General features: G+C 36.0%; 20 protein-coding genes. 14 read left to right on the forward strand and 6 right to left on the reverse strand.

Going from position 1 to position 23,130, the window contains the following annotated elements; translation table 11 throughout:
- The first annotated feature begins 62 nt into the window (after positions 1-62).
- From argJ to V5N68_RS03860, 3 genes are all read left to right on the forward strand, one after another.
- Positions 63-1,301, forward strand: a complete 1,239-nt coding sequence (argJ, locus tag V5N68_RS03850) for a bifunctional glutamate N-acetyltransferase/amino-acid acetyltransferase ArgJ (RefSeq protein ID WP_332065868.1) — start codon at positions 63-65, stop codon at positions 1,299-1,301.
- 130 nt (positions 1,302-1,431) lie between these two features.
- On the forward strand, positions 1,432-1,845 hold the full coding sequence (gene mutT, locus V5N68_RS03855) for an 8-oxo-dGTP diphosphatase MutT (RefSeq protein ID WP_332065938.1): 414 nt from the start codon (positions 1,432-1,434) through the stop codon (positions 1,843-1,845).
- Positions 1,846-2,209: 364 nt separating this feature from the next.
- Entirely contained in the window at positions 2,210-3,565 is a 1,356-nt protein-coding gene (locus tag V5N68_RS03860) for an L-cystine transporter (RefSeq protein ID WP_332065869.1), read from the forward strand.
- Between the two features lie 14 nt (positions 3,566-3,579).
- Here the strand turns inward: V5N68_RS03860 and V5N68_RS03865 are convergent, their stop codons facing one another.
- The gene (locus V5N68_RS03865; protein WP_332065870.1) at positions 3,580-4,464 is read right to left on the reverse strand and encodes a methyltransferase domain-containing protein; all 885 of its coding nucleotides are present in this window, start codon (positions 4,462-4,464) and stop codon (positions 3,580-3,582) included.
- Positions 4,465-4,675: 211 nt separating this feature from the next.
- Here V5N68_RS03865 and V5N68_RS03870 point away from each other — a divergent pair, with 211 nt between their 5' ends.
- Positions 4,676-5,419, forward strand: coding sequence for a ComF family protein (locus tag V5N68_RS03870; protein WP_332065871.1), 744 nt, complete (start codon positions 4,676-4,678; stop codon positions 5,417-5,419).
- Positions 5,420-5,469: 50 nt separating this feature from the next.
- Positions 5,470-5,733 carry a glutaredoxin 3 gene (gene grxC / locus V5N68_RS03875; RefSeq protein WP_332065872.1) on the forward strand — a complete coding sequence of 88 codons (264 nt, stop codon included), beginning with the start codon at positions 5,470-5,472 and terminating at the stop codon, positions 5,731-5,733.
- A 15-nt stretch (positions 5,734-5,748) separates the two neighbouring features.
- On the opposite strand, the gene ubiG is transcribed toward grxC, so the two are convergent.
- Positions 5,749-6,492 carry a bifunctional 2-polyprenyl-6-hydroxyphenol methylase/3-demethylubiquinol 3-O-methyltransferase UbiG gene (gene ubiG, locus V5N68_RS03880; RefSeq protein WP_332065873.1) on the reverse strand — a complete coding sequence of 248 codons (744 nt, stop codon included), beginning with the start codon at positions 6,490-6,492 and terminating at the stop codon, positions 5,749-5,751.
- 192 nt (positions 6,493-6,684) lie between these two features.
- On the opposite strand from ubiG, the gene V5N68_RS03885 reads away from it, so the two are divergent.
- A complete protein-coding gene (locus V5N68_RS03885) occupies positions 6,685-7,941 on the forward strand; it encodes an aspartate kinase (RefSeq protein WP_332065874.1) in 1,257 nt (418 codons plus the stop codon).
- Between the two features lie 555 nt (positions 7,942-8,496).
- Here the strand turns inward: V5N68_RS03885 and nhaA are convergent.
- Positions 8,497-9,855, reverse strand: a complete 1,359-nt coding sequence (gene nhaA / locus V5N68_RS03890; RefSeq protein WP_332065875.1) for a Na+/H+ antiporter NhaA — start codon at positions 9,853-9,855, stop codon at positions 8,497-8,499.
- A gap of 144 nt (positions 9,856-9,999) precedes the next feature.
- Positions 10,000-11,715: an aq_1923 C-terminal domain gene (locus tag V5N68_RS03895; RefSeq protein ID WP_332065939.1), complete on the reverse strand. Its 1,716-nt coding sequence runs from the start codon at positions 11,713-11,715 to the stop codon at positions 10,000-10,002.
- A 327-nt stretch (positions 11,716-12,042) separates the two neighbouring features.
- On the opposite strand from V5N68_RS03895, the gene V5N68_RS03900 reads away from it, so the two are divergent.
- From V5N68_RS03900 to V5N68_RS03935, 8 genes are all read left to right on the forward strand, one after another.
- Entirely contained in the window at positions 12,043-13,815 is a 1,773-nt protein-coding gene (locus V5N68_RS03900; RefSeq protein WP_332065876.1) for an SLC13 family permease, read from the forward strand.
- Positions 13,816-14,410: 595 nt separating this feature from the next.
- Complete coding sequence (locus V5N68_RS03905; protein ID WP_332065877.1) at positions 14,411-15,082, forward strand: tetratricopeptide repeat protein; 672 nt, start codon at positions 14,411-14,413, stop codon at positions 15,080-15,082.
- A gap of 4 nt (positions 15,083-15,086) precedes the next feature.
- Positions 15,087-16,514: a ribosome biogenesis GTPase Der gene (der, locus tag V5N68_RS03910; RefSeq protein ID WP_332065878.1), complete on the forward strand. Its 1,428-nt coding sequence runs from the start codon at positions 15,087-15,089 to the stop codon at positions 16,512-16,514.
- Positions 16,515-17,055: 541 nt separating this feature from the next.
- Positions 17,056-17,490, forward strand: coding sequence for an AtpZ/AtpI family protein (locus tag V5N68_RS03915; RefSeq protein WP_332065879.1), 435 nt, complete (start codon positions 17,056-17,058; stop codon positions 17,488-17,490).
- A gap of 7 nt (positions 17,491-17,497) precedes the next feature.
- Positions 17,498-18,256, forward strand: coding sequence for a F0F1 ATP synthase subunit A (locus V5N68_RS03920; protein ID WP_332065940.1), 759 nt, complete (start codon positions 17,498-17,500; stop codon positions 18,254-18,256).
- Between the two features lie 46 nt (positions 18,257-18,302).
- On the forward strand, positions 18,303-18,533 hold the full coding sequence (locus V5N68_RS03925; protein WP_332065880.1) for a F0F1 ATP synthase subunit C: 231 nt from the start codon (positions 18,303-18,305) through the stop codon (positions 18,531-18,533).
- A 99-nt stretch (positions 18,534-18,632) separates the two neighbouring features.
- On the forward strand, positions 18,633-19,208 hold the full coding sequence (locus V5N68_RS03930) for a F0F1 ATP synthase subunit B (RefSeq protein ID WP_332065881.1): 576 nt from the start codon (positions 18,633-18,635) through the stop codon (positions 19,206-19,208).
- Positions 19,209-19,211: 3 nt separating this feature from the next.
- Positions 19,212-19,709 (forward strand): F0F1 ATP synthase subunit B, encoded by a 498-nt coding sequence (locus V5N68_RS03935; RefSeq protein ID WP_332065882.1) that lies wholly within the window; start codon positions 19,212-19,214, stop codon positions 19,707-19,709.
- A 227-nt stretch (positions 19,710-19,936) separates the two neighbouring features.
- On the opposite strand, the gene glyS is transcribed toward V5N68_RS03935, so the two are convergent.
- Both glyS and V5N68_RS03945 read right to left on the reverse strand, forming a co-directional pair.
- Positions 19,937-22,159: a glycine--tRNA ligase subunit beta gene (glyS, locus tag V5N68_RS03940; RefSeq protein WP_332065883.1), complete on the reverse strand. Its 2,223-nt coding sequence runs from the start codon at positions 22,157-22,159 to the stop codon at positions 19,937-19,939.
- Positions 22,159-23,103 (reverse strand): glycine--tRNA ligase subunit alpha, encoded by a 945-nt coding sequence (locus V5N68_RS03945; RefSeq protein WP_332065884.1) that lies wholly within the window; start codon positions 23,101-23,103, stop codon positions 22,159-22,161. Before V5N68_RS03945 ends, glyS begins: the two co-directional genes overlap by 1 nt.
- Positions 23,104-23,130 lie beyond the last annotated feature (27 nt).

The raw sequence follows: 23,130 nt of genomic DNA on the forward strand, positions 1-23,130 counted from the left end.
GGCTATTATTTTGAGATATAATACAATATGCGGGGCTTCTTTATTTTTATGGGAAATATGCTGTGGCTTTTAAAATGTTGCCTTTATTCCCTCCTGATATACAGGAGCTTCCGTCATTATCTGGTGTACGGATAGCAACAGCTGAGGCTGGGATTAAATATACAGGTCGTACAGATCTCCTTTTTATTATCTTTGATGAACCAGCAAGTGTTGCAGGTGTTTTTACGCGTTCAAAATGTCCTTCTGTTTCTGTTGATTGTTGTCGTGCATCGCTTTCCTATGGAGTTGCTCGGGGTGTTGTTGTTAATTCCGGAAATGCAAATGCTTTTACGGGACGTAAAGGGAAGCAAGCGGCAGATGCAATAATCCGCTCTGCAGCAGATACTTTGAAGGTTAAAGAACAAGAGATTTTCATAGCGTCGACAGGTGTTATAGGGGAGCCGATGGATGCATCTTGTATTGTAAATCTTTTACAGCATATGGAGAAAACAGCAAAAGAAGGCAATTGGTTGGAGGCTGCTAAAGCTATTATGACCACCGATACATTTCCAAAGCTTGCAACACGCAGTTTTAATTGTGGAGGAGAGATTGTTACCATTAATGGAATTGCTAAAGGCGCTGGCATGATTTCACCAGATATGGCAACCATGTTGTCTTTTGTGGTAACTGATGCGGCGATTTCTTCAGATATGCTTCAATCCATGCTCTTGGAAGCAGTTCAGAACTCTTTTAATGCGATTACTGTTGATAGTGATACCTCAACATCAGACACACTAATGATGTTTGCTACGGGAAAAGTGAGGGGAAATTTCTCCTGTCTTACCAGTAAGTTTGATCTGCGTTATAAGGTATTTTTGCAGAAATTGAGTGAGCTTTTGCACGAACTTGCGTTAAAAATTGTTTGTGATGGTGAGGGAGCACAGCATTTAATTGAGGTTAATGTTATTGGTGCCACGACAGATAATGCTGCCAAAATTATTGCTCAATCAATTGCAAATTCACCTCTTGTAAAAACAGCTATTGCTGGTGGAGATGCTAATTGGGGACGGGTGGTTATGGCTGTTGGTAAAGCAGGTGTTGAAGTCGATCGTGATTTATTGGCTATTTGGTTTGGTAAACATCGAGTCGCTGTCAATGGTGAGCGTGATCTTGGTTATAGTGAGGAGGCAATTAGTGCTTATATGCGAGGTAAGCATATTTCAATTTGTGTTGATATCGGTTTGGGCAAAGGGAAAGCGACAATTTGGTCTTGTGATTTGACAAAGGAGTACGTTATGATAAATGCAGATTATAGGAGTTAATTAGATTCATTATAAATTAAATATCAGGTGTCTGTAGAGTAAAAAAATAGGCAAAGAGTTGTATTTTACATCTTGGAAAGGACAATCTGATAAAAAGATTATCATTGTTACTTCCATGTTAAAGGGTAATATGCATATAAAAAATTCACTCCTTCTTGTTGTTGCGTGTGCGCTATTGAATAAAGATAATTGTGTTTTGCTTGCAGAGCGTCCTCAAGGAAAGCCAATGGCTGGTTTATGGGAGTTTCCTGGTGGAAAGGTTGAGCAAGGTGAAACTCCAGAAGCATCGTTGATCCGTGAGTTAGAAGAAGAGATTGGTATTCAAGTTCTGCAGAATAATTTGTTGCCTTTAACTTTTGCAAGTCATAGCTATGAAACATTTCATCTTTTAATGCCGTTATATCTTTGTTACCATTATAGTGGTGTGGTACGAGGGCGAGAAGGACAAAATTTAAAATGGGTTTTCGTTGGCGATTTGGATAATTACCATATGCCTGATGCCGACAAGTTATTGATTAGGGTATTGAAAAATCTTTTTTTATAGTGTGTTTGTAGGATAGGAGTAATGCTTTTAGGTGGAAGTGTTTTCTTTTTTAGTAGAAAAAGTTTACAGGAAAAGTAATTTTTACACAGTAAATTTTGCATTATTTATGCAGATTTTTGCTTATCCCTTCATTTTAATTTCAATAAAATCTCTTTGTATTTCATATTTTACCGTATGTGTTTAAGCGTAGAGTAAATCTTGTGAATCTTCGAAAAATAATTTCATTTTTAAAAACTGCTAGTAGTGTTTAAATTAAGGCTTTTAAAATAATTTTGTTAAAAGTGCGGTACGCCTTATATTTCTTCTAGATATTACATATTATTTGCAAGCCATATACGTTAAGTGCAAGGCAGTGGGAGAACCAATGACATTTAAGTTTTTTATCAATTTATTTCTGTTTGTTATATTGTTGATATGGCTTGTACAGAGTCAGAAAATGAAATGGAGTCTTTCGCTACGTGTTATGTTAAGTCTTGTTCTTGGCTTGGTTTTTGGGAGTATCTTGCAATTAATTTATGGTGAGGGTGACGTTATTCTACTAAAGTCTGTTGAATGGTTTAATATTGTTGGAGATGGTTATATCTCATTATTACAAATGATTGTTATGCCATTGGTTTTTATTTCTATTGTTTTAGCTGTCGCTCATTTACATTCTATTTATGATGTTGGTAAAATTAGTGTGGTGACAATTGCTATGTTGCTTGTTACAACTGCCATCGCAGCATTAATTGGTGTTTTTGTAGCCAACTTTTTTGGATTAACAGCGAATGGTTTGGTACATGGAGGAGAAAATGTTTCTACTCTTTTTTTGCCGCATTTTTCTCAATTAGAGAATATAAATGCACCAAAGATGATCTTATCTTTTATTCCTAAGAATCCATTTGCTGAATTAGGTGGGATAAAGAGGACATCTGTTATTAGTGTTGTCATTTTTTCAGCATTTTTAGGTGCTGCAGTTACCCTCTTAAAGAAAGATGATCCAGAAAAAGGGGAGAAAGCACTCTCATTTGCGCAAGTTGCACAGGCTTGGATTATGAGGTTGGTTCGTATTGTGATTTCTTTAACACCTTATGGTATTTTTGCACTTATGACAAAGTTAGGAGCAACTTCAAATATTGCAGATATTTTAAAGTTATTGCTTTTTGTTATTGCTTCTTACGTTGGCATTATATTTATGTTTGTTATTCATGGTATATTACTTAGCATATCGGGAATTAATCCGTTTCGTTTTTTCAAAAAAGTGTTGCCTGTTTTAACATTTGCTTTTAGCAGCCGTTCAAGTGCTGCAAGTATTCCTTTAAATATTGATGCACAAACACAGTGGATTGGTGTTCCACAATCTATTGCAAGTTTTGCAGCCTCTTTTGGAGCAACAATTGGGCAAAATGGTTGTGCAGGGCTTTATCCAGCAATGCTGGCTACTATGATAGCACCGTCAGTAGGAATTAATCCTCTCGATTTTACTTGGATTATTACGCTTGTTGGTGTTGTAACATTGAGCTCTATTGGTGTTGCTGGTGTTGGAGGTGGTGCTATTTTTTCTGCATTAATTGTTCTACCAATTATGGGGCTTCCCGTTTCTTTAGTTTCTGTGCTCATTTCTATTGAGCCATTAATTGATATGGGTCGTACAGCTTTAAATGTTAGTGGCTCAATGTTAGCAGGAACGATAACAAGTCAGATGTTGCGTACAACAGATAAGAAAATTTTTGATAAATAACTTTTATATAGAAGCTATGGTTTGGGGGATTGTTTTCCTAAAAAATCTGCAAGAGATATTTGAGCTGAGCCTGGTTGCATAGGTTTTTGTTGGCTTTTGTGAGGAGCCCAACCAGAGAGCCAGATAAAAGAAAAGTGTGCACGAATACGTCCATCAGGGTCACTAAATTGTTTTGCATAAATTTCAGCAGCTCGAAGGAAAAAGCGTTTAGATACAGGACGTCGGGAGCGATTGATAAGAGCGTTTTGCATCCCCATAGATTTAAGGTCGTGCATGAGGTCAAACATTGTATCATAGCGTATAGTGATATTCTCAATATCTACAACAGGTAGAGAAAAACCAACGCGTTGTAAAAGAGCACCTGCATCACGAATATCGGCAAAGGGATAAACTCTAGGACTAGCTCCATCATAGAGTTCCATTTCAGCTTGTAGCAAGCATTCACGTAATTCAATTAGTGTGCCAGTTCCTGCCATAACAGCAAGAAATAAGCCATCTGGTTTTAGAATGTTTTTTATTTGACTAAGAACACCAGGGGTATCATTTGTTAATTGTAGTGAAAGAAGAGAAACGATGAGATCACAATAATGTTGAGGAAAGTCAAGAAATTCTCTATGACGTAGGTGGAATTTTTTATTATGATTTTGATAAAGTGTATCAGTTTCTACTCGTTCTATACGACAGACCTTGCCAGATTTGATTAAAGCTTGTGTAGCAAGGTCTGTGTGGCTGTGTAGATCCAGTCCCAATGTGAATAGACGATTGACAGTCTTTAAACGTTTATAGAGGTCTTCTGCCATGTGGGACAGTAAGAAATCATACCCTTTATTTGCTTTTTGGAAAGCTCGCTTGCGGTATTTTTCAATAAGATCATAATCAAAAATTAAAGAATGTGGCACGTTGTTGAGTACTTTTCATCGTGTGATATAGTATGGTGAAGAAAATTCATGTTTGTTTATGTTCTGTCAAGTCTATGATGAGAAAAAAAACGAGTTTATAAAAGACAAGCACAATTAAATTTTCTAATACTAAACTCTTTTATGTATAAATTTATAAAGGTTTGTATCTGTGATGCTATGCCTAAAACATAATTTTAAATGGGAAGGATAATTGAAGAAGTTAATTAAGATATTGATAGAAATTTTGTATCCACCGATTTGTATTGGATGTCAGAAAATGGTTTCTGCTTATGGGACTGTTTGTTCTGAATGTTGGAAAGATCTACAATTTATCACCAAACCTTACTGCCCCATTATGGGCATTCCTTTTGCTTGCGATATGGGGGATGGCTTTCTTAGTGGTGAAGCTATTCAAAATTCATTACCTTTTTCACGTGTTCGTTCAGTCGTTGTTCATAAAGGTATAGCTCAAGCTTTGGTAGCACAGTTGAAATATGGTGATTATGTAGAGTTAGCATCTTTTATGGCAAATTGGATGATGAATGCAGGGCGTGAGATTATTGAAGATTGTGATGTCATTATTCCTGTTCCGTTGCATTTTTATCGTTTTATAAGACGGCGTTATAATCAATCTGCTGAGCTTGCTCGTTACATTGCAGTAAAAAAGAAAAAAACTTTCAAGCCGAGTTGGCTTGTACGTTGTCAACATACACGCCCACAGGTCAATTTGTCTGCTAGGGAAAGAAAGTTTAATGTCCTAAATGCTTTTAAGGTCCCCCGTAAATTTCAAAAACATCTAGTGGGCTGCTCTATTTTATTAATTGATGATGTTTTTACAACAGGAGCCACAGTCGCCGCAGCTACTACAGCACTAAAACATGCAGGTGTACGGAAGGTTGATGTTTTAACATTTTCACGTGCTTTAGAAGAGGGGCCTATTTCTCCTAACTCTTGAGATATGCTGAAAATTGATTATATGCAGAAGATATAAGAGGAGAATAATATATGGAAAAAGTAATAATTTATACACGCCCTCATTGTCCTTATTGCGAGAAAGCACGCGATTTGTTTGATAAAAAAGGTGTACAATATACAGATATTGATGCCTCAACTTCTCTTCGCCAAGAAATGGTACAACGAGCAAATGGACGTAATACGTTTCCACAAATCTTTATTGGCAATTATCACGTTGGAGGGTGTGATGATCTTTATTCTTTAGAAGTTGAAGGCAAATTGGATCCCTTGCTGAAAACCATAGAGAAGTTATGAGGTATGATCTTATTATTAAGGTCGTTTAGCGAGAAGTATGTAATTAACATCCATATGTTTTGAACGATTCCAGCTGTCCGTTAATGGATTATAGGTAATACCTATTTCATCAGTGACAGCGAGGTCGTTTTCTGATAAGAGTTTTTTAAGTTCGTAGGGTTTTAAGAATTTTTTATAATCGTGAGTTCCTTTTGGAAGCCAACGTAGTATGTATTCAGCGCCTACAATAGCTAATCCCCATGCTTTCCATGTACGGTTAATTGTTGAGACAAACATCAGCCCTTGTGGTTTGAGCATTTTTGCTGTAGATTCAATCAGGAGGTTAACATTAGAAACATGTTCAACAACCTCCATATTGAGGATTATATCAAATTTTTCTTCTTCATTGGCAAGCTCTTCTGCAGTAGTGGTACGGTAATCAATTGAAAGATCATTTTGGATAGCATGGAGTTTTGCTACTTCAATATTCGTGCGTGCAGCATCGGCTCCTACTACCGTAGCGCCAAGACGTGCCATGGGTTCGCATAATAAACCACCCCCACAACCGATATCAAGAATTCGCAAATTTTCGAATGGTGTAAGTGAAATAGAATCACGATTAAATGCTAGACAGATTTTTTCTTTAATATAAGAGAGGCGTGTTGGATTAAATTTGTGGAGCGGTTGAAATTTTCCTTGCGGATCCCACCATTCAGAAGCAATACGCGAAAAGTGGTCAATTTCACTTTGATCAATTGTGGTACATGCCTCATCTTTCATATTATTCTCCTTTTTTTAGTAATTAAGTCAAGAGAGTTTTATCAAAAGTCAAGGAAAATCTAACACAAATATATTAGACTTGCACATATGATAGATATTAGATATGTCAAAAAGTAGCTTGCTGACACGGAAGTAAGGCCTTATTCTCGCTGTCACTTGCAATACGAAATAATCAAGATGAGAGTGTTATTGATGGCACGTATTGTTATGAAGTTTGGCGGAACGTCTGTAGCAAATATTGAATGTATCCATAATGTTGCGCGGCATGTCAAAAGAGAGGTAGATGCAGGCAATGAAGTTGCAGTTGTAGTATCTGCAATGGCAGGAAAAACCAATGAACTTGTTCAGTGGACGCGTGATGCTTCACCAACATATAAAGACGTTTATGAATATGATGTTATTGTTGCTTCTGGTGAGCAAGTAACGGCAGGTTTATTGGCTCTTACCCTCCAAGCAATAGGGGTGAATGCTCGTTCGTGGCTTGGTTGGCAAATTCCTATTTATACTGATAGCACACATAGCAATGCACGTATTACAGATATTGATGGGTCTTTTTTAATACAGCGTTTTCAGGAAGGTCAGGTAGCGGTTATTGCAGGTTTTCAGGGTTTAGCTTCAGATAATAGAATTTCTACTTTGGGACGCGGTGGATCAGATACAAGCGCTGTTGCAGTAGCAGCAGCTATAAAAGCTGATCGCTGTGATATTTATACAGATGTAGATGGTGTTTATACAACTGATCCTCGTACAGAACCTAAAGCACGTCGTTTGGCAAAAGTATCTTTTGAAGAAATGCTTGAAATGGCTTCTCTTGGTGCAAAAGTTTTACAGGTTCGTTCTGTCGAATTGGCTATGGTTCATAAGGTTCGTACTTTTGTGCGCTCAAGTTTTGAGAATCCCGATGTTTTAAGCATAGGTGATTCAATGAATTCTTCTGGAACACTTATTTGCGATGAGGATGAAATTGTGGAACAACGGAATGTTACTGGTATTGCTTTTGCTAAGGATGAAGCACAAATTTCTTTACGTCGACTTGCGGATCGTCCTGGAATTTCTGCGGCAATTTTTGGTCCATTAGCCGAGGAACGAATTAATGTTGATATGATTGTACAAAATATTTCTGAAGATGGTTCAAAGACTGATATGACCTTTACTGTTCCATCCTCAGATGTAGATAAGGCTGTTGCACTCCTTGAGAAAAATCGTAAAGAGATTGGATTTGATGTTCTCCAATTTGAAAGTGATCTTGCGAAAGTATCTGTTATCGGTATTGGAATGCGCAGCCATGCAGGTGTTGCTGCTACAGCATTTAGGGCTTTAGCTGAAAAAGGCATTAATATTCAGGCAATTACTACTTCAGAAATTAAGATTTCCGTTTTGATTGATAGTGCTTACACTGAACTTGCTGTGAGAACATTACATACCGTATATGGGCTTGATAAGGAATAAGTATTCTTACTTTAAGAGCTTTTAAAGTAATCACAGGGAATTCATATATGTGTTATGTTTGCAAGAGTATAAGAAGCTCTATAGAAGCTATATCTGAAGGGAAAAATTATATCTATAAGTTTAGGTGTAAAGGCTATAATTGATTATTTTTATTGAAGATGTATTTTGTTGATCTCATTTTACTTTTTATCAGCTAAAACAAGTGTTTTAGGGTAAGAGAATGTAGAATGATTGTTAAAAGATACTCTTTCTTAGGGCCGTATATAAAGATTTTTTGTTTTCTTGATACATTATCAGGGAGAGGATATTTTCATTTTGAAGATTATAGTTTGCATGTTTATTTTTAATCAGTATTTTAATGAAGCTATTGGTCAAATTAATAAAATATTCAAAATATCACTAAATTTATTCTGCATGCCTATTAGTAAAAAATGAAGCATGCAAAGATATTTTTTAAGTTATTTTATTTATGAATACAGCGTAATCGTAATATACTGATCAATTTAAATTGATTTTTAAAAGATAGTATAACAGAATACATTAGAATTTTGTTTATTAAGAACTTTGTGGCACTTTTTTACGACGTTTGATGTAGAGAATCCCATACCCAAGACCGGTGAGAGCAGATAAACCAGATCCACAAAGTACACCAATTTTAGCAGAATCAAGCAGAACAATATCTTTAAAAGCCAGCATTGAAACAAATATAGACATCGTAAAACCAATTCCTGCTAGAAATCCAATTAACAATATGCCTGACCATGTTGTATTGGGAGGCAATCGACATAGCCCTGATTTCACAGCAAGATAACTTGCAGTGATAATACCTAAAGGTTTTCCTACAAATAAACCAATGATAATACCGAGCCCAATCAAGAGTGACTTGTTAGAAGAAAGATCAAAATTTGCAAAACTGACACCAGCATTTGCAAAGGCAAAAATTGGCATTATGCCATAAGCAACCCATGGATGTAATGTTTTTTGAACACGTAATACTGGTGCGATCATATCGCGTTGTCCTTTACGCATTTTTTTTAATGCAGTTGAAATATGATGTAAGTCTGTCTTTATATTTTTTTCTTGAAGGATTTTCATTGCGTTACTCAATATCGTAAGTGGTGCTATAAGAGTACGAGTAGGTAAAACAGGTGTCATCATACCTAGAATGACGCCAGCTAGTGATGGATGAACGCCTGTTATCATTAACCCCCACCAGATTATTGCGCCGGGTATAATATAAAGCCATGCAGATGCGAGTCCAATCCATTGAAAAAACAACACTAAAGCGATACCTGATGCGGCAAGGGCTAAACCATTAAGATTGAGATCAGTTGAATAGAAGAACGCAATGATAAGAACAGCAATGATATCATCAATAATTGCTAAAGACAGGAGAATGATATGGAGGTTAGAAGGAATTTTTTTTCCAAGAAGAGCAAGAATGCCAAGAGCAAAGGCAATATCCGTGGCAGTTGGTACAGCCCAACCATAAGCATATCCACCATTTAAATTAAAGATAGAATAAATAATTGCAGGAAGGCAAACGCCACCTACAGCAGCAACAATTGGCAAAATTGCTTGTTTAATATCTGCGAGGGCACCTTCATGAATCTCACGTCGAATTTCCATTCCCGCTACGAGGAAGAAAATTGTCATGAGAACATCATTGACCCAGAAATGTAAGTCCCATGAGAGAGTAAAATGGCCAAAATGCAAACCAAAAGGAGTATGCCAAAAAGCTTCATAAACAGAAGAATATTGAGAATTAGCAAAAATAAGTGCTGCTGCTGCCGCTAATAAAAGAAAAACACCACTGAGTGCTTCTATATGAAGAAAACGCTCAATAGCAGAAAGCGCTTGATTTGTGACACGAGAAGCGCGGTTTGGTAAACGATTTGAAGGTAAATCAGACATAAAAAACTCCAAGTATCAACAATTTTTCTAATATATACCTTTTGACGTAAACTGTATGTATGAATTTTATTGTAATGTATAAAAATATAAATAAAACTTTTCATTTATGAATAAAATCGTCACTTTTAAAATTGAATGCACTTTTTAAGATGATGCTTCATTTGTGACCATTAAATTCACTTTATCCAGAGTGGTTGATAGATTACTCTGCAAGATATTTTTAAAATCAGCCATTGTAATTCCTTTATTATCTTTCGCTACTATCTTAATTATCAATGTATGAAAGTTTCTAGTTTGTAGGTTTTTAACAAAGTCACCCAAAGATTTTGAGATATTTTCAGCTTTTTCATGGTTTTTTAGCAAAACTTTAGGGCTTTGCGTCATGATTAAATAGAAATCATTGTAAAGTTCTTCTTTGAGGTTATGTTGATTATCGTTCAGATTTTTTGCAAGATAAGAAAAAAGCTTATCAATGAAACCAGTATCTGTGTAACGTACCCCAATTTCAGTAATGCCAAAGTCTTGAAAAGCAGCGATTATTTCATCTTTTTGACCAGAGAAGAGTCTTTTATCAATATCAATAATTTTAGCTGATACTTCTCCAGAGCCAATATTTCCTACATCAAGAGACATTGTGTTGAGGAAGAGAGCGCGCTTTTTTTCATCGTAAGAGACGTCAAGTTTTCCTGACAAATCAAAGCGTTCAAAATTCATCTCTTTAAGAAAATTAAAGTCTTGTTCTTTGATTTCTTTAGGTATGATTGAAAGGTTGCTAAGAGAAAGAAAAAGTTTTTTTGGTATAGATTGCTCCCATTGGTTTGGTTTAAATTGAAATGATTCAAGTGTGGCTTTTAGCTGCGGGACGTCAATAGAAACTTTATCAAGTTGAGCATCAATTGAAGTAATGGCTTGAAAAGTTTCAAGGAGTATAGCATCTCGTGCTGTTTTTTCGGTGGTCTGATGATTATTTTTTCTTGCATTGAGATAGGCTTTAATTAATTTTTCAGGTGCTTGTTCAAGCGGTTTCATTCTTAGCCCAGATGTCTTAAACTTTCCAATAGAAAAAGAGGCAGTTTTTTCTGCTCCTTCATAAACATCAATTATCATATCATCTAAAGAAATGGGGCCCGTAACAACTTTCCCTTCATTGATGCTGTTTGGGGCAGTTTTTTTTCCAAAAATAACAGAATAAGCGTAACGGATGTCAATATTATGCGCTGTTATTGCGTTACTTTTAGCGATTAGGTGCCTCAGCTTCGTACCACTGACAGTTGTTGTTGCAAGATTCATTTTCTGAAAGCTAACAGAATGAATATGGCTGTTTTTAAAATTGTAGAGATGAAAGTTTTGTATCTCAATCTTTTCAGTTAGTTCATTTTTATTTTTAAAGGAAAGCAGTATATTAGGTGCGGAAATTGATGAGAGCTCAATACGCGTAAGTGATTGTAAAAGGTGAGAAGTAAACGTGGCATCTTTTTCTTTTAAGGCTACGCTATTCAGAGAAATCTTAGGAATTTGTACATGAAGATTGTTATACTTTAAATCAACATTATAAAGTGTAAAAGTGCCTGGAATAAAAGAAATAGGGGGACGAGCGGAAATTGCACCAATTTTAAGAGATATACCAGTAGGAACCGGGACAGTCACATGTGTTAAATTTACTTTACCTAAAATACTGACTTCTGATGTTTCTGCCTTTATATATCTGCGGCTTATTTCTTTTTTCACAAAACTATCAAGGTGAGGTTTTACCATATAAAAACCACCGATAACGATGATTGAAAAAATAATGATAAATCCTATAGCACATACTAGCCAGAGTTTTAAGTTTCTTCTGTATTTGTCATTGAAATTGACCATCATTTTTTCTTTCACTTTTATCACTATATGTAAGTGTTAAGACAGTTTTTTAAAAGCAACGACAAAGGTTCAGATATGGCGTTCACTAATTTAAAAGTTATCTTATTTATATTCGCTTTGCATGTAGAGTAATTTAAACTTTTTTTTCAACATGCTTTTATTAACTGTCACCAATTTTCTTTTGTTTCAATACTTTATAATATGTGCAATCATTTTTGAAGTGTACCTGTACCTTTTTTATCTTGTTGCCTTTTATAAGAACAGTTTAAAAAAAAATAAAAGATGTGATATTTTGCATTGTAACCTAATGGGGAGAGGATGGGTATTATGACAGAAGATCAAATAATGGCTTTTTTAATTGTTGGTCTCATGATGGTTGTATTTATTTGGGATCGATTTCGTTATGATATTGTTGCCGTTTGTACATTATTGATTTCTTGTATTGTTGGTCTTGTCAACCCTAAGGAAGCATTTAGCGGTTTTAGTAATGATATTGTTGTTATTGTGGGCAGTGTGTTTGCTGTCAGCACCGCTGTATCACGTTCCGGTATAATGGAGTTTATCATTCAACGGATATGGCCAGATGTAAAATCAGTGCGTGTTCAATTGGCTGTTTTGGTTCTCTCTGTGGTATTTTTATCAATGTTTGTTAAAAACATTGGTGCTTTAGCTATTATGCTTCCGATTGCTTTTCAATTTGCTCGTCGTTCTCAGGTTTCACCTTCTGTTTTTTTGATGCCCATGGCATTTGGCTCTTTGTTAGGCGGTCTTATGACACAGATAGGGACTTCACCAAATGTTGTTATTTCAGCTATGCAAGAGCGTTTATCTGGCGTTCCTTTTACTATGTTTGATTTTACGCCTGTTGGTGTAGTAGTTGCTGCTGTTGGTGTCTTATATTTGATTTTTTTTTATTGGCTTTTACCTGTTCGCGTGCATTCAGGATCATCATTTGATGATGCCATTGATATTCGCAATTATATTTCAGAAGTGTGTATTCCAGCAAATTCACCGATTATCGGCAAAACAACTATTGATCTGGTAAAACCATCAGGCGGTGAAGTTATGGTGGTACAGATTATTAGAAATAAGGTGTCTATTTCGCCATTACCAGATTTTATTTTTTCTGAAAATGACATTATTTTGCTAGAAGGTTCGCATACAGGATTGGATAGGGTGATTAATTCTGCTCGTTTAGAATTTTCTATTGGTCGAACTATTCCAACGGGTGATAAAGACAGCCACATTGATATTATTGAAGCTGTTATTACACATAATTCTCCTCTTATTGGCGTTAATGCAAAAGAGTCTTCTTTGTTTGATCTTTATGATGTAAATTTGCTTGCGTTAAGTCGGCAACATGAAAGAGTTCGAAAACGAATTAGTGATATTGATTTTCACCTTGGGGATGTCATTATTTTGCAAGGACAGGACGTGGTTATTCCAAATTTATTACGGGAATTAAAATGTCTTCCTTTAGCAAAGCGCGATATCAGTTTTGGTAATTTACGGCATGGTCTTATATCTTTGGGTATTTTATTTATAGCTATTATTTTTACAGCTTTTCAGATTATTCCAGTCGCATTATCTTTTTTTGCAGCAGCAGCTGCGATGGTTATTTTTCGCGTTTTACCAGCACGTGATTTATACAAGGCATTGGATGGACAAATATTAATACTATTAGCAGCTCTCATTCCAGTAAGTGAAGCGTTAGAGAAGACAGGGTGCACAGACTTAATCGGTTATTGGTTTAGCCAATTAGCTACATTTATGCCGCCATCTGGTGCATTAGCACTTATGCTGATTACAGCAATGTTGGTGACTCCATTTTTGAATAATGCAGCAACAGTAATGATGGTAGCGCCAATTGCATCAAGTTTTGCTCATTCCCTTCATTACAAGCCAGAAGCTTTTTTGATGGCAGTTGCGATTGGTGCTGGATGTGAATTTCTTACGCCTATTGGACATCAGTGTAATATGCTTGTAATGGCGCCAGGGGGGTATCGTTTTAGTGACTATCCACGCTTAGGAGCTCCGTTAGCAGTATTGGTAGTTATTGTTGCGGTTCCAATGCTGATGTGGATTTGGCCGCTACAGTAGAATGATTTTGTAATTTTAAAATTATAAATTGCAGTAAAATTTCTAATCAAATAAAGGTAAATTTAAGAAGATATAGTTTTTCTAGGAGCTTGATTTTCTATTAAGCTCTTAGAATTTTTCAGTAGTTTTCTATCTTTCAAAGAGTTTGTTTATTTAGTTTTATGTTTTTCAAACTATCAAATGAGACTATATTTTTATCTTTTATTGATTTTTTTAGTATTAACTTTTTTTTAGTATTAACTATTGAATTTTATATCGATAGCTTTAATGTGCGGTACATATCGTTCTAAGATTCTAAAAAAGATTGTACTGATAATATATATTTTATGCTTTTAATGCTATTGAGACGTTAAATTTCATATTGAAACTTAACAGAGTAGCAATTTTTATTTTTTACAAATTAAAATATTATCATGTGAATAAAGAATCTGTTACGTTGTAACGGGTTCGGTTGCAAGAGTTTTAGGGCGTTAGATGTATATTGCTTTCTACGCTAATGAACTGACTATTAGAAGGTTTTAAGTTAATTGGGACTATCATCTTTGTTTATTTATGCGTAAAGTGCAGAAGTTGAATTTTTTCCAAGGTATAATACATGTCGTATGATAGTTTTATTGCTGAAGTTAATGCTGAGTTTCGTCAAGAAAAGGCTCTCGCTTTTTGGAGACGTTATGGTTTTTCGATAATTGTTGCAGTCATTGTTTTGGTATTAAGTGTTGCTGCTTATCAAATTTATCACCATGAGCAAATGAAAAGAGCTGAACATATTGGTGAAACATTTATAAAAGCGCTCGATTTTGCGGATGCGCATCATTTTGTTGAAGCAATGAAACAATTAGAGGATGTTAAAGAAACTCATTTTGGAGGGTATCCTTCTCTTGCTCGCTTGCGTGAAGCTTCTTTGCTTATGGAACAAGGTGATCCTACCAGATCTGTGGAGGTTTTTGATTCTGTTGCTGTTAATAATAAAACGCCACAAATTTTGCAAAAGGTTGCAAAAATCCGAGCGGCATATATTTTGATTGATACAGGGACATTGGATGATGTCAAAAAGCGTGTTGAAGATATGGCGAATGACATTGATCCTATGCGTATGTCAGCAAGAGAGGCCTTAGGTTTGGCGGCCTATAAGGCTGGTAATATGAATGATGCGGTTTATTATTTCCAAAAAATTATTGAAGAAGATGCGTTAGGATCAAAAATAGTAGATCGAGCACATATGATGCTTGAACTCATTCAATCCGAAGGTAAAGTAAATAAGGAATGAATTTATGAGCCTTACCATTGCTATAGTTGGTCGGCCTAATGTTGGGAAATCAACATTATTTAATCGTTTGGTTGGGCAAAAATTGGCTTTGGTTGATAATAAGCCAGGTGTAACACGTGATAGGCGTATTCATGAAGCAAAACTTCAGGATTTATGCTTTGATGTAATTGATACAGCTGGGCTGGAAGAGGCGGGTGATAACACCCTGGAAGGTCGCATGCGTTTTCATACAAAAGCTGCGATTGATGAAGCAGATATTATTTTTTTTATGTTTGATGCTAGGATTGGAATAACTCCGAGTGATTTGAATTTTTCTTCACTAGTGAGGAAGTCTGGAAAGCCGATTGTGCTTGTTGCTAATAAATCTGAGTCAAAAGCAGCTGTAGGGGGGGGATATGATGCTTGGTCGTTAGGTTTGGGGGCTCCCTGTCTGATATCTGCTGAACATGGTTTGGGTCTTACAGATATTCGTGATGCGATTATGGACATTATTAGTAAGGATAGAATTCTTAGAAGCAAAAGTGAAGAAAAACATGTGATTATGAAGTCTACATGTGTCGGTAATGATGTGGATGAGTATGAAGAAGATGAGGCTAGTTATGATGCAAATAAGCCCATTCGGATTGCGATTGCTGGTCGTCCTAATACAGGAAAATCAACTCTCATCAATAGTATGCTGAGACAAGACCGTTTATTAACAGGCCCTGAGGCAGGGCTTACACGTGATTCTATTGCGGTGGATTGGGAGTGGCGTGGTCGCCGTATTAAGCTTTTTGATACTGCGGGTTTGCGTCGAAAGTCAAAAGTTCAAGAAAAACTAGAAAAACTATCTGTTGCCGATACTCTACGTGCGATTCGTTTTGCTGAGGTCGTGGTGATTGTTTTTGATGCAGCTACACCTTTTGAAAAGCAGGATTTACAAATTGTTGATCTTGTGATTCGGGAAGGAAGGGTTCCTATTATTGCTTTCAATAAATGGGATATCGTGGAGAATCCTCAAACAAGATTGGTTGATTTGCATGAAAAGTGTGCTCGTCTTCTTCCTCAGGTTCGCGGTTTAAGAGCGGTTCCTTTATCGGGGCAATATGGCCAGGGGATTGATAAACTCATGGAAAATACCATAATGATGCACCGGGTTTGGAATCGTCGCATCTCTACAGGTAAATTGAATCGGTGGCTTGAGGTTGTTGTTGCACATCATCCAGCGCCTACAGTCTCTGGGCGTCGACTTAAAGTAAAATATATAACGCAGATTAAAACACGTCCTCCTGGGTTTGTGATTTCTTGTTCACGACCACAAGTTATGCCTCAATCATATCTAAGGTATCTTTCTAATGGATTGCGCGATACATTTGATATGCCGGGTATACCAATTCGTATATCGTTACGGGCTTCTGATAATCCTTTTTTAGTAAATTGCCAAAAAGGATAATTTTTTATCCTTCTTTTATAAATTATTGATTTAAAGATCAGAGCTTAACTTAGGGCGCAGATGAAGTGTTTCGTTAATAAAATAGAAAGAAGTCATTTCTTCATTACACATTTAAAAAGTAGTCTATGTTTTTTCTAAAAGTGCAGAGGAAAATGAAAGGATTGATTAGCAGCAGCATAATAGGTAGTTGTTGGTGTTAAAAATTCTTCCTATTTATACAGGAGCCATGTATGGAAGGATGAATGAGTCTAATTTGGATTGATTTTTTTTTATTTTAGTAGATTTATTTGTAAGTTGGTAAATTTATTATCTAAAATAGGTTAGAGCTTTGTCTAAAGTGGAGCGATAATTATTATCTTTTCAGTTACGGTATTTGGCTTAAGCACGTTGATGGTTATGGTTAGAAAATTAAATATGCGTTTTGATGAGATAAATTGTGATAGTTTCTTTTGCCGACTTGACGAATAAATTCAGTGACAATATGTTGTGTACGATTTCATAAGATACGTTTTGATTTTACTTTGGTATTAAGGAGCTAGCGATGGCAAAAAGTGGCAAATCAGTAATGCCACAAAAGGAAGCCGAAGAAAAAAGGAAAACAGGGTGTTTTAGTTCAGAGGACTTAGAATGTCGTAGTCAAAGTTTAGATTTAGCTTTAATGCGTAGGAAGGCGTTAGGAAAGCTGGAGTTTAAGCGCGAGAGAGGGATGCCACAAGGAAAAGTGGCGTGCGCAATTAAGCTTTCCAGTGAGTTTTTGGCAAGTATCATTGTGGGTATTGTATTGGGATTGGGGTTTGATAAACTAGCAGGTTCATTGCCGTGGGGATTGGTATTTTTTCTTTTTTTAGGATTTGCTGCTGGTGTATTAAATGTTCTCCGGTCTGTAGGCTACACTACCTCCAATCAATTAGAAAAAAAAGAAAGTGGTGCGTGGCGCCAAAATAAAGATGGGGCCAATAAGAGGTCCGATAAGTGAGGTTGAGATGACATCGCACGCTCCAGATCCTGTTCATCAGTTTGAAATATCGCGATTAGTTAATATTTCCGTAGGGAATATGGATTTGTCTTTTACAAATGTATCTTTTTTTATAGTAATGACGGTCGTTGTTACTTCAGTTTTTTTGTTTATTTCTTCGTCGGGTCGTGGGCTTGTTCCAACACGGATGCAGTCCATTTCAGAAATGGCGTATGAATTTGTAGCATCAACTTTAAGGGAATCATCAGGGGCGCAGGGGATGCAGTTTTTCCCTTTAGTTTTTTCATTGTTTACTTTCATTTTGGTAGCCAATTTTATTGGTCTTTTCCCTTATTTTTACACGATTACCTCTCAAATTATGATCACTTTTTCATTAGCGATGTTGGTAATTTTGACAGTGATTGGTTATGGTTTTTATAAGCATGGAATTAGTTTCTTAAAACTATTCGTTCCTAGAGGAGTTCCTGTCATCATTTTGCCTTTGGTTACAATGATTGAGGTTATTTCTTTTTTATCTCGTCCTATTAGTCTTTCGCTCCGTCTTTTCGCTAATATGCTTGCTGGCCATATCACCCTCAAGGTTTTTTCTGGTTTTGTTGTTTCTATGATGGGGATAGGAATTATAGGAATTGGCGGTTCAGTTTTGCCGCTTATCATGACCGTAGCGATTACTGCTCTTGAATTTTTGGTTGCATTTCTTCAAGCTTATGTCTTTACGGTTCTAACTTGTATGTATCTTAATGACGCGGTTCATCCGGGACATTAATCGCGATTTTCCATCAAGTAGTATAATTTTTAAAAAGGAGAATAATATGGAATTGGTGCTTGCAGCAAAATACATTGGTGCTGGTCTTGCTTGCTTTGGTATGGCTGGGACGGCGTTAGGCCTTGGCAATATTTTTGGTAATTATCTTTCTGGTGCATTAAGGAATCCATCGGCGGCAGATAGTCAGTTTGGTCGTTTGGTTTTTGGTTTTGCTGTAACAGAAGCTTTGGGTATCTTTTCATTACTTGTTGCTTTATTGCTTCTTTTTGCAGTTTAATTATTTTTAAAAGGGTGTGTCTGTTTTCTTCATGTAAAGCTGGTGTTCCCTTTATTTTTAAGAAAAAATATTAATAAGTTGTTTGAAGGATAAAGTAGGGTGTTTATTTCCAGCGCTTATGCACAGACTCCCGAGACACCGCTAGAACGTATCAGAGATGCGGCAGAGCATGCGGATCGTGTATTTCCACCTTTTGATTTGGCGCATTTTAGTTCGCATATTTTTTGGTTAGCGATTTCTTTTGGATTTTTTTATTTTTTCGTTTCTCGTGTAATTGTGCCGCGTATTGGTGGTGTTATTGAAATGCGGCGGGATCGAATTGCGTCTGATTTAGATCAGGCAGTGCGCATAAAGCAGGAAGCAGATTCGGTAGTTGAGGATTATGAAAGAAAATTAGCAGAGGCTCGTGTCAAAGCTCATGCCATAGCACATAAAGCTGGCGAAGAAATAAGAAAACAGGCTGAAATTGAGCAAAAAGAAGTTGAAGAAAATTTAGAAAAAAAGCTAACAGACGCAGAAAAACAAATAGAGAAAATTCGAAATGAAGCCATGAAAAATGTTGGCTCAATTGCAGAAGAAATGGCTTCTGAAATTGTTAAGAAGTTGATTGATGTTGATGTCAGTAAAGAAACTGTAACCTCAGCTGTTAGAAGTGCGGATTATCGAGGATTATAAAGAATGACAGATACCTTTTGGGCTTTTATTGGGTTGGTTCTTTTTTTAGCTGTTTTGATCTATTTCAAAGTTCCTGAAATGATTGTACATTATCTTGATGCAAGGGCGAAGCGTATCAAAGATGAGCTTGATGAGGCTCTTCGGCTTCGTGAGGAAGCGCAAGAAGTGTTGGCTGAGTATCAGCGTAAACATGCTGAGGCTGAGAAGGATGCGCAAGAAATTGTAGCTGCAGCCAAGCATGAAGTTGAAACTGTAATTGCTGAGGCTCGTAAAAAAGCGGAAGAATATGTGAAGAATCGCAATAAATTAGCAGAGCAAAAAATTGCTCAAGCAGAAGCTGATGCAATACGTGTAGTTTCTTCATCTGCTGTAGATTTGGCAATTTCTGCTGCACGCACCCTTATTGCAAAGGAGTTAAACTCTGATAAAGCTGATAAATTTATCAAGGAGTCTCTTACACAAGAGTCTTTAACTAAAATGAAAACATACCTTGATTCATAAGAAATTTTTTGTAAGGTTGCAGTAATAGGTATTTTTTCAAAAAATGTAATGATTTAATAGAGCTGATAGAAGTTTGGGAATATTTTTTATTTTAGTCGTTGTCTCTGATATATTTCAGTTTTAAAATTGATTATTGGAAGACATCATTTAGATTATAAATCCATAACTTATTTATGAGAAGAATGGAATTTATGCTCGTTCTTTTTTTCGAAAAAATGTTATATATTTTAGATTGTGAGTTTTGAAAAATCTGCAACTTCTTGTGTAAGAATATAAATACGCTTTAGAAGAGCAAGACGATTGGCGCGAATATTACAGTTTTTATCATTTACCAATATTTTTTCAAAAAATGTATCTATAAATTCCCCAAGAGGTACTAGAGAATCGAGTGCAAGCGAAAAGCTTTTTGCATTAAGGTGATCATAGAATCTTTTTTCAACCTCAATAGTTGCTTGATAAAGCTGTTTCTCCTCTACCTCGATAAAAAGGTCAGGATTAATTTCATTTGTTATTGTAGAATTTTTTTTGAATTCATTCTCAAGGATATTTGCAGTACGCTTTATTGCTGCCAAAAGACTGTTTCCATCATTTTTCTCGATAAAGATGACAAAAGATTTGATACGATTCATAATCAATAAAAAATCATCAGAATCCTTGTTTAAGATTGCTTCAATAATATCATAGCGAATTCCTTCTTCTTTTAAATAAACTTTCAGACGTTCATGAAAAAAGAGCAACATATCCGATAAAATATATGTTTCTTTTTCTAAAAGTGCATTCTGCGATTTTTCAGCTTTGATAAGAGATGCATCATAATCGCTTTTCTGTTGTGAAAAAAGATTTGCTGCTAAATTAAAGAGTGGCATAAGATTGATATTCCAGTTATGCCAAAGTATGAGCTTAATTATTCCTAATGCTGCTCGCCTTAATGCGTATGGATCTTTTGAACCAGTTGGTTTTTCATTAATAAGCCAAAAGCCGACGAGTGTATCAATTTTATCTGCTAATGCTATTGTTACAGCAATAGGTTCTTGAGGAATCTGATCTTTCGGCCCTTGAGGCTTATAGTGATCTTCTATTGCTTCAGCTACACGGGGATCTTCTCCTTGAAGGAGAGCATATTTTTTCCCCATTATTCCTTGTAGCTCAGGGAATTCTTTAACAACTTCTGTTTGTAAATCAGCTTTTGCAAGGGTTGCTGCACGTTTGACTAAAAGAGTATCTGCTTGTACTAAAGGTGCAATTTTTTGTGCTAAAGTAATAATTCGTTTTACTCTCGCACCTTGTGTTCCTAATTTGGCATGAAAAGTTACATTTAAATGATCAAGTTGTGCCATTCTTTGATCTAGAGGTTTATTCAAATTAAGGTCAAATTTTTGGGCAGAATCTTTTAAGTATTTGATATTAGGCAAATTATGCTGGTCTGTTTTCCAAAAGTAGAGTGCATCAGAAAGACGAGCACGTACAACTTTGCTATTTCCTTTAGAAATTTCTTTTCCTGTATCGTTTGCTAAAATATTAGAGACAAGAATAAAATGATTAAAAAGTTTTTTCTTTTCGCCTTGTTGGCGAGTTACAAAACATTTTTGATTGGTTTTAATAGTTAGACGAATAATTTCTTGAGGAATATTGAGGAAAGATTTATCAAAGTTTCCCATAAGTACAACGGGCCATTCAACCAATCCTGCAACTTCTTCTAGAAGAGAACTATCCTGAACGAGTTCCAAACCTCTGGCAAAACAAAGGTTTTGAGCATCTGCTAAAATAATATTTTTTCGTCTTTCTGCATCTAAAATAACTTTATGTTTTTCAAGTTGATTAATATAATCATCAAAACGACGGATATAAATGGGCTTCCCATCACTTAAAAAGCGATGACCATAAGTTATATTATTACTTTTTAGGGAGCCGATTGTAAAAGGAATGACGTGCGTTTCACCAATTTCTGGTCCGAATATGCAAAGAATATTCTGTAAGGGTCGAATCCATTTTAATGTACCGCTTTTTTCTGAATCTTTTCCCCAACGCATAGATTTTGGCCATGGAAAATTACGAATAATGTCTGGCATAATATCAGCAATAATCTCTTCTGCATTTCGGCCTCTTTTAGTGATTCTTGCAATATAAAAATCGCCATTTTTGCGATTGTGACCGATATTTGCTTCAGAAATATCATTCAGTCCTGTTGCACGCAAGAAACCGTTAATGACATGTTGTGGTGATTTTGTACTGGGTCCTTTGCGTTCTTCATGAACATCTTTTGAGCGTATAGGAATACCACGTATATCTAATGTTAGTCGACGGGGTGTCCAATATTCATGGGCGGCCTTATAGATTAGGCCTGCATTGACAAGTTTATCCGTAACATGTTTTTTGAGATCGGCAGCAGCTTTTTTCTGCATACGAGCAGGGATCTCTTCACTGAAAAGTTCAAGAAGAAGGTCAGACATTATGCTTTTCCATCAGTGTATATTTGTCCAGCTTCAGTAAGCAAAAAGGCTTCTCCACAACGGCGTGCAAGATCACGAACACGAAGAATATAACTCTGCCGCTCAGTAACGGAAATAACGCCGCGCGCTTGCAAAAGATTAAAAATATGACTTGCTTTAATACATTGATCATAAGCTGGGAAAACACACACATGTAAATTATTTTCACTATTTAGTTTTCCTGCATCAAGCAATGCAATGCATTCACCTTCAGCATCGATAAAGTGTCTATGTAGGGTTTGTGTATTAGCAAATTCGAAATTATAGTATGAATATTCTCGTTCTGCTTGTAAAAAAACATCTCCATAAGTTATTTTATTTTTTCCCTCTAATCCATTAAAGTTAAGATCATAGACGTTATCAACGCCTTGAATATACATTGCTAAACGTTCAAGTCCGTAGGTAAGTTCTCCTGAAACTGGAGCGCATTCAATACCACAAGCTTGTTGAAAGTAGGTAAACTGAGAGATTTCCATTCCATCACACCAGCACTCCCACCCAAGTCCCCAAGCTCCAAGTGTTGGGCTTTCCCAATCGTCTTCAACAAATCGAATATCGTGAATCTTTGTATCAAGACCTATGGTTTGCAGCGACTTTATATACAGGTCTTGTAAATTCAAAGGTGAAGGCTTGAGAAGAACTTGGAATTGATAATAGTGCTGTAAACGATTTGGATTTTTACCATATCGCCCATCTGTTGGGCGTCTTGAAGGTTGTACATAAGCCACTCTCCAAGGGCGTGGTCCTAATGATCGTAAGATTGTAGCTGGATGAAAAGTGCCTGCTCCTACTTCCATATCGTAAGGTTGTAAAATTGCGCATCCATAATGAGCCCAATAATTTTGCAAAGTTAAAATAAGCCCTTGAAAAGAACGCATGGGATTTAAATGTTCGGGCAGATTCACTTCTTATACTCTTTAATATTCAATCAA

It is taken from the genome of Bartonella eidoli (assembly GCF_036576145.1).
Lineage (GTDB): Bacteria > Pseudomonadota > Alphaproteobacteria > Rhizobiales > Rhizobiaceae > Bartonella.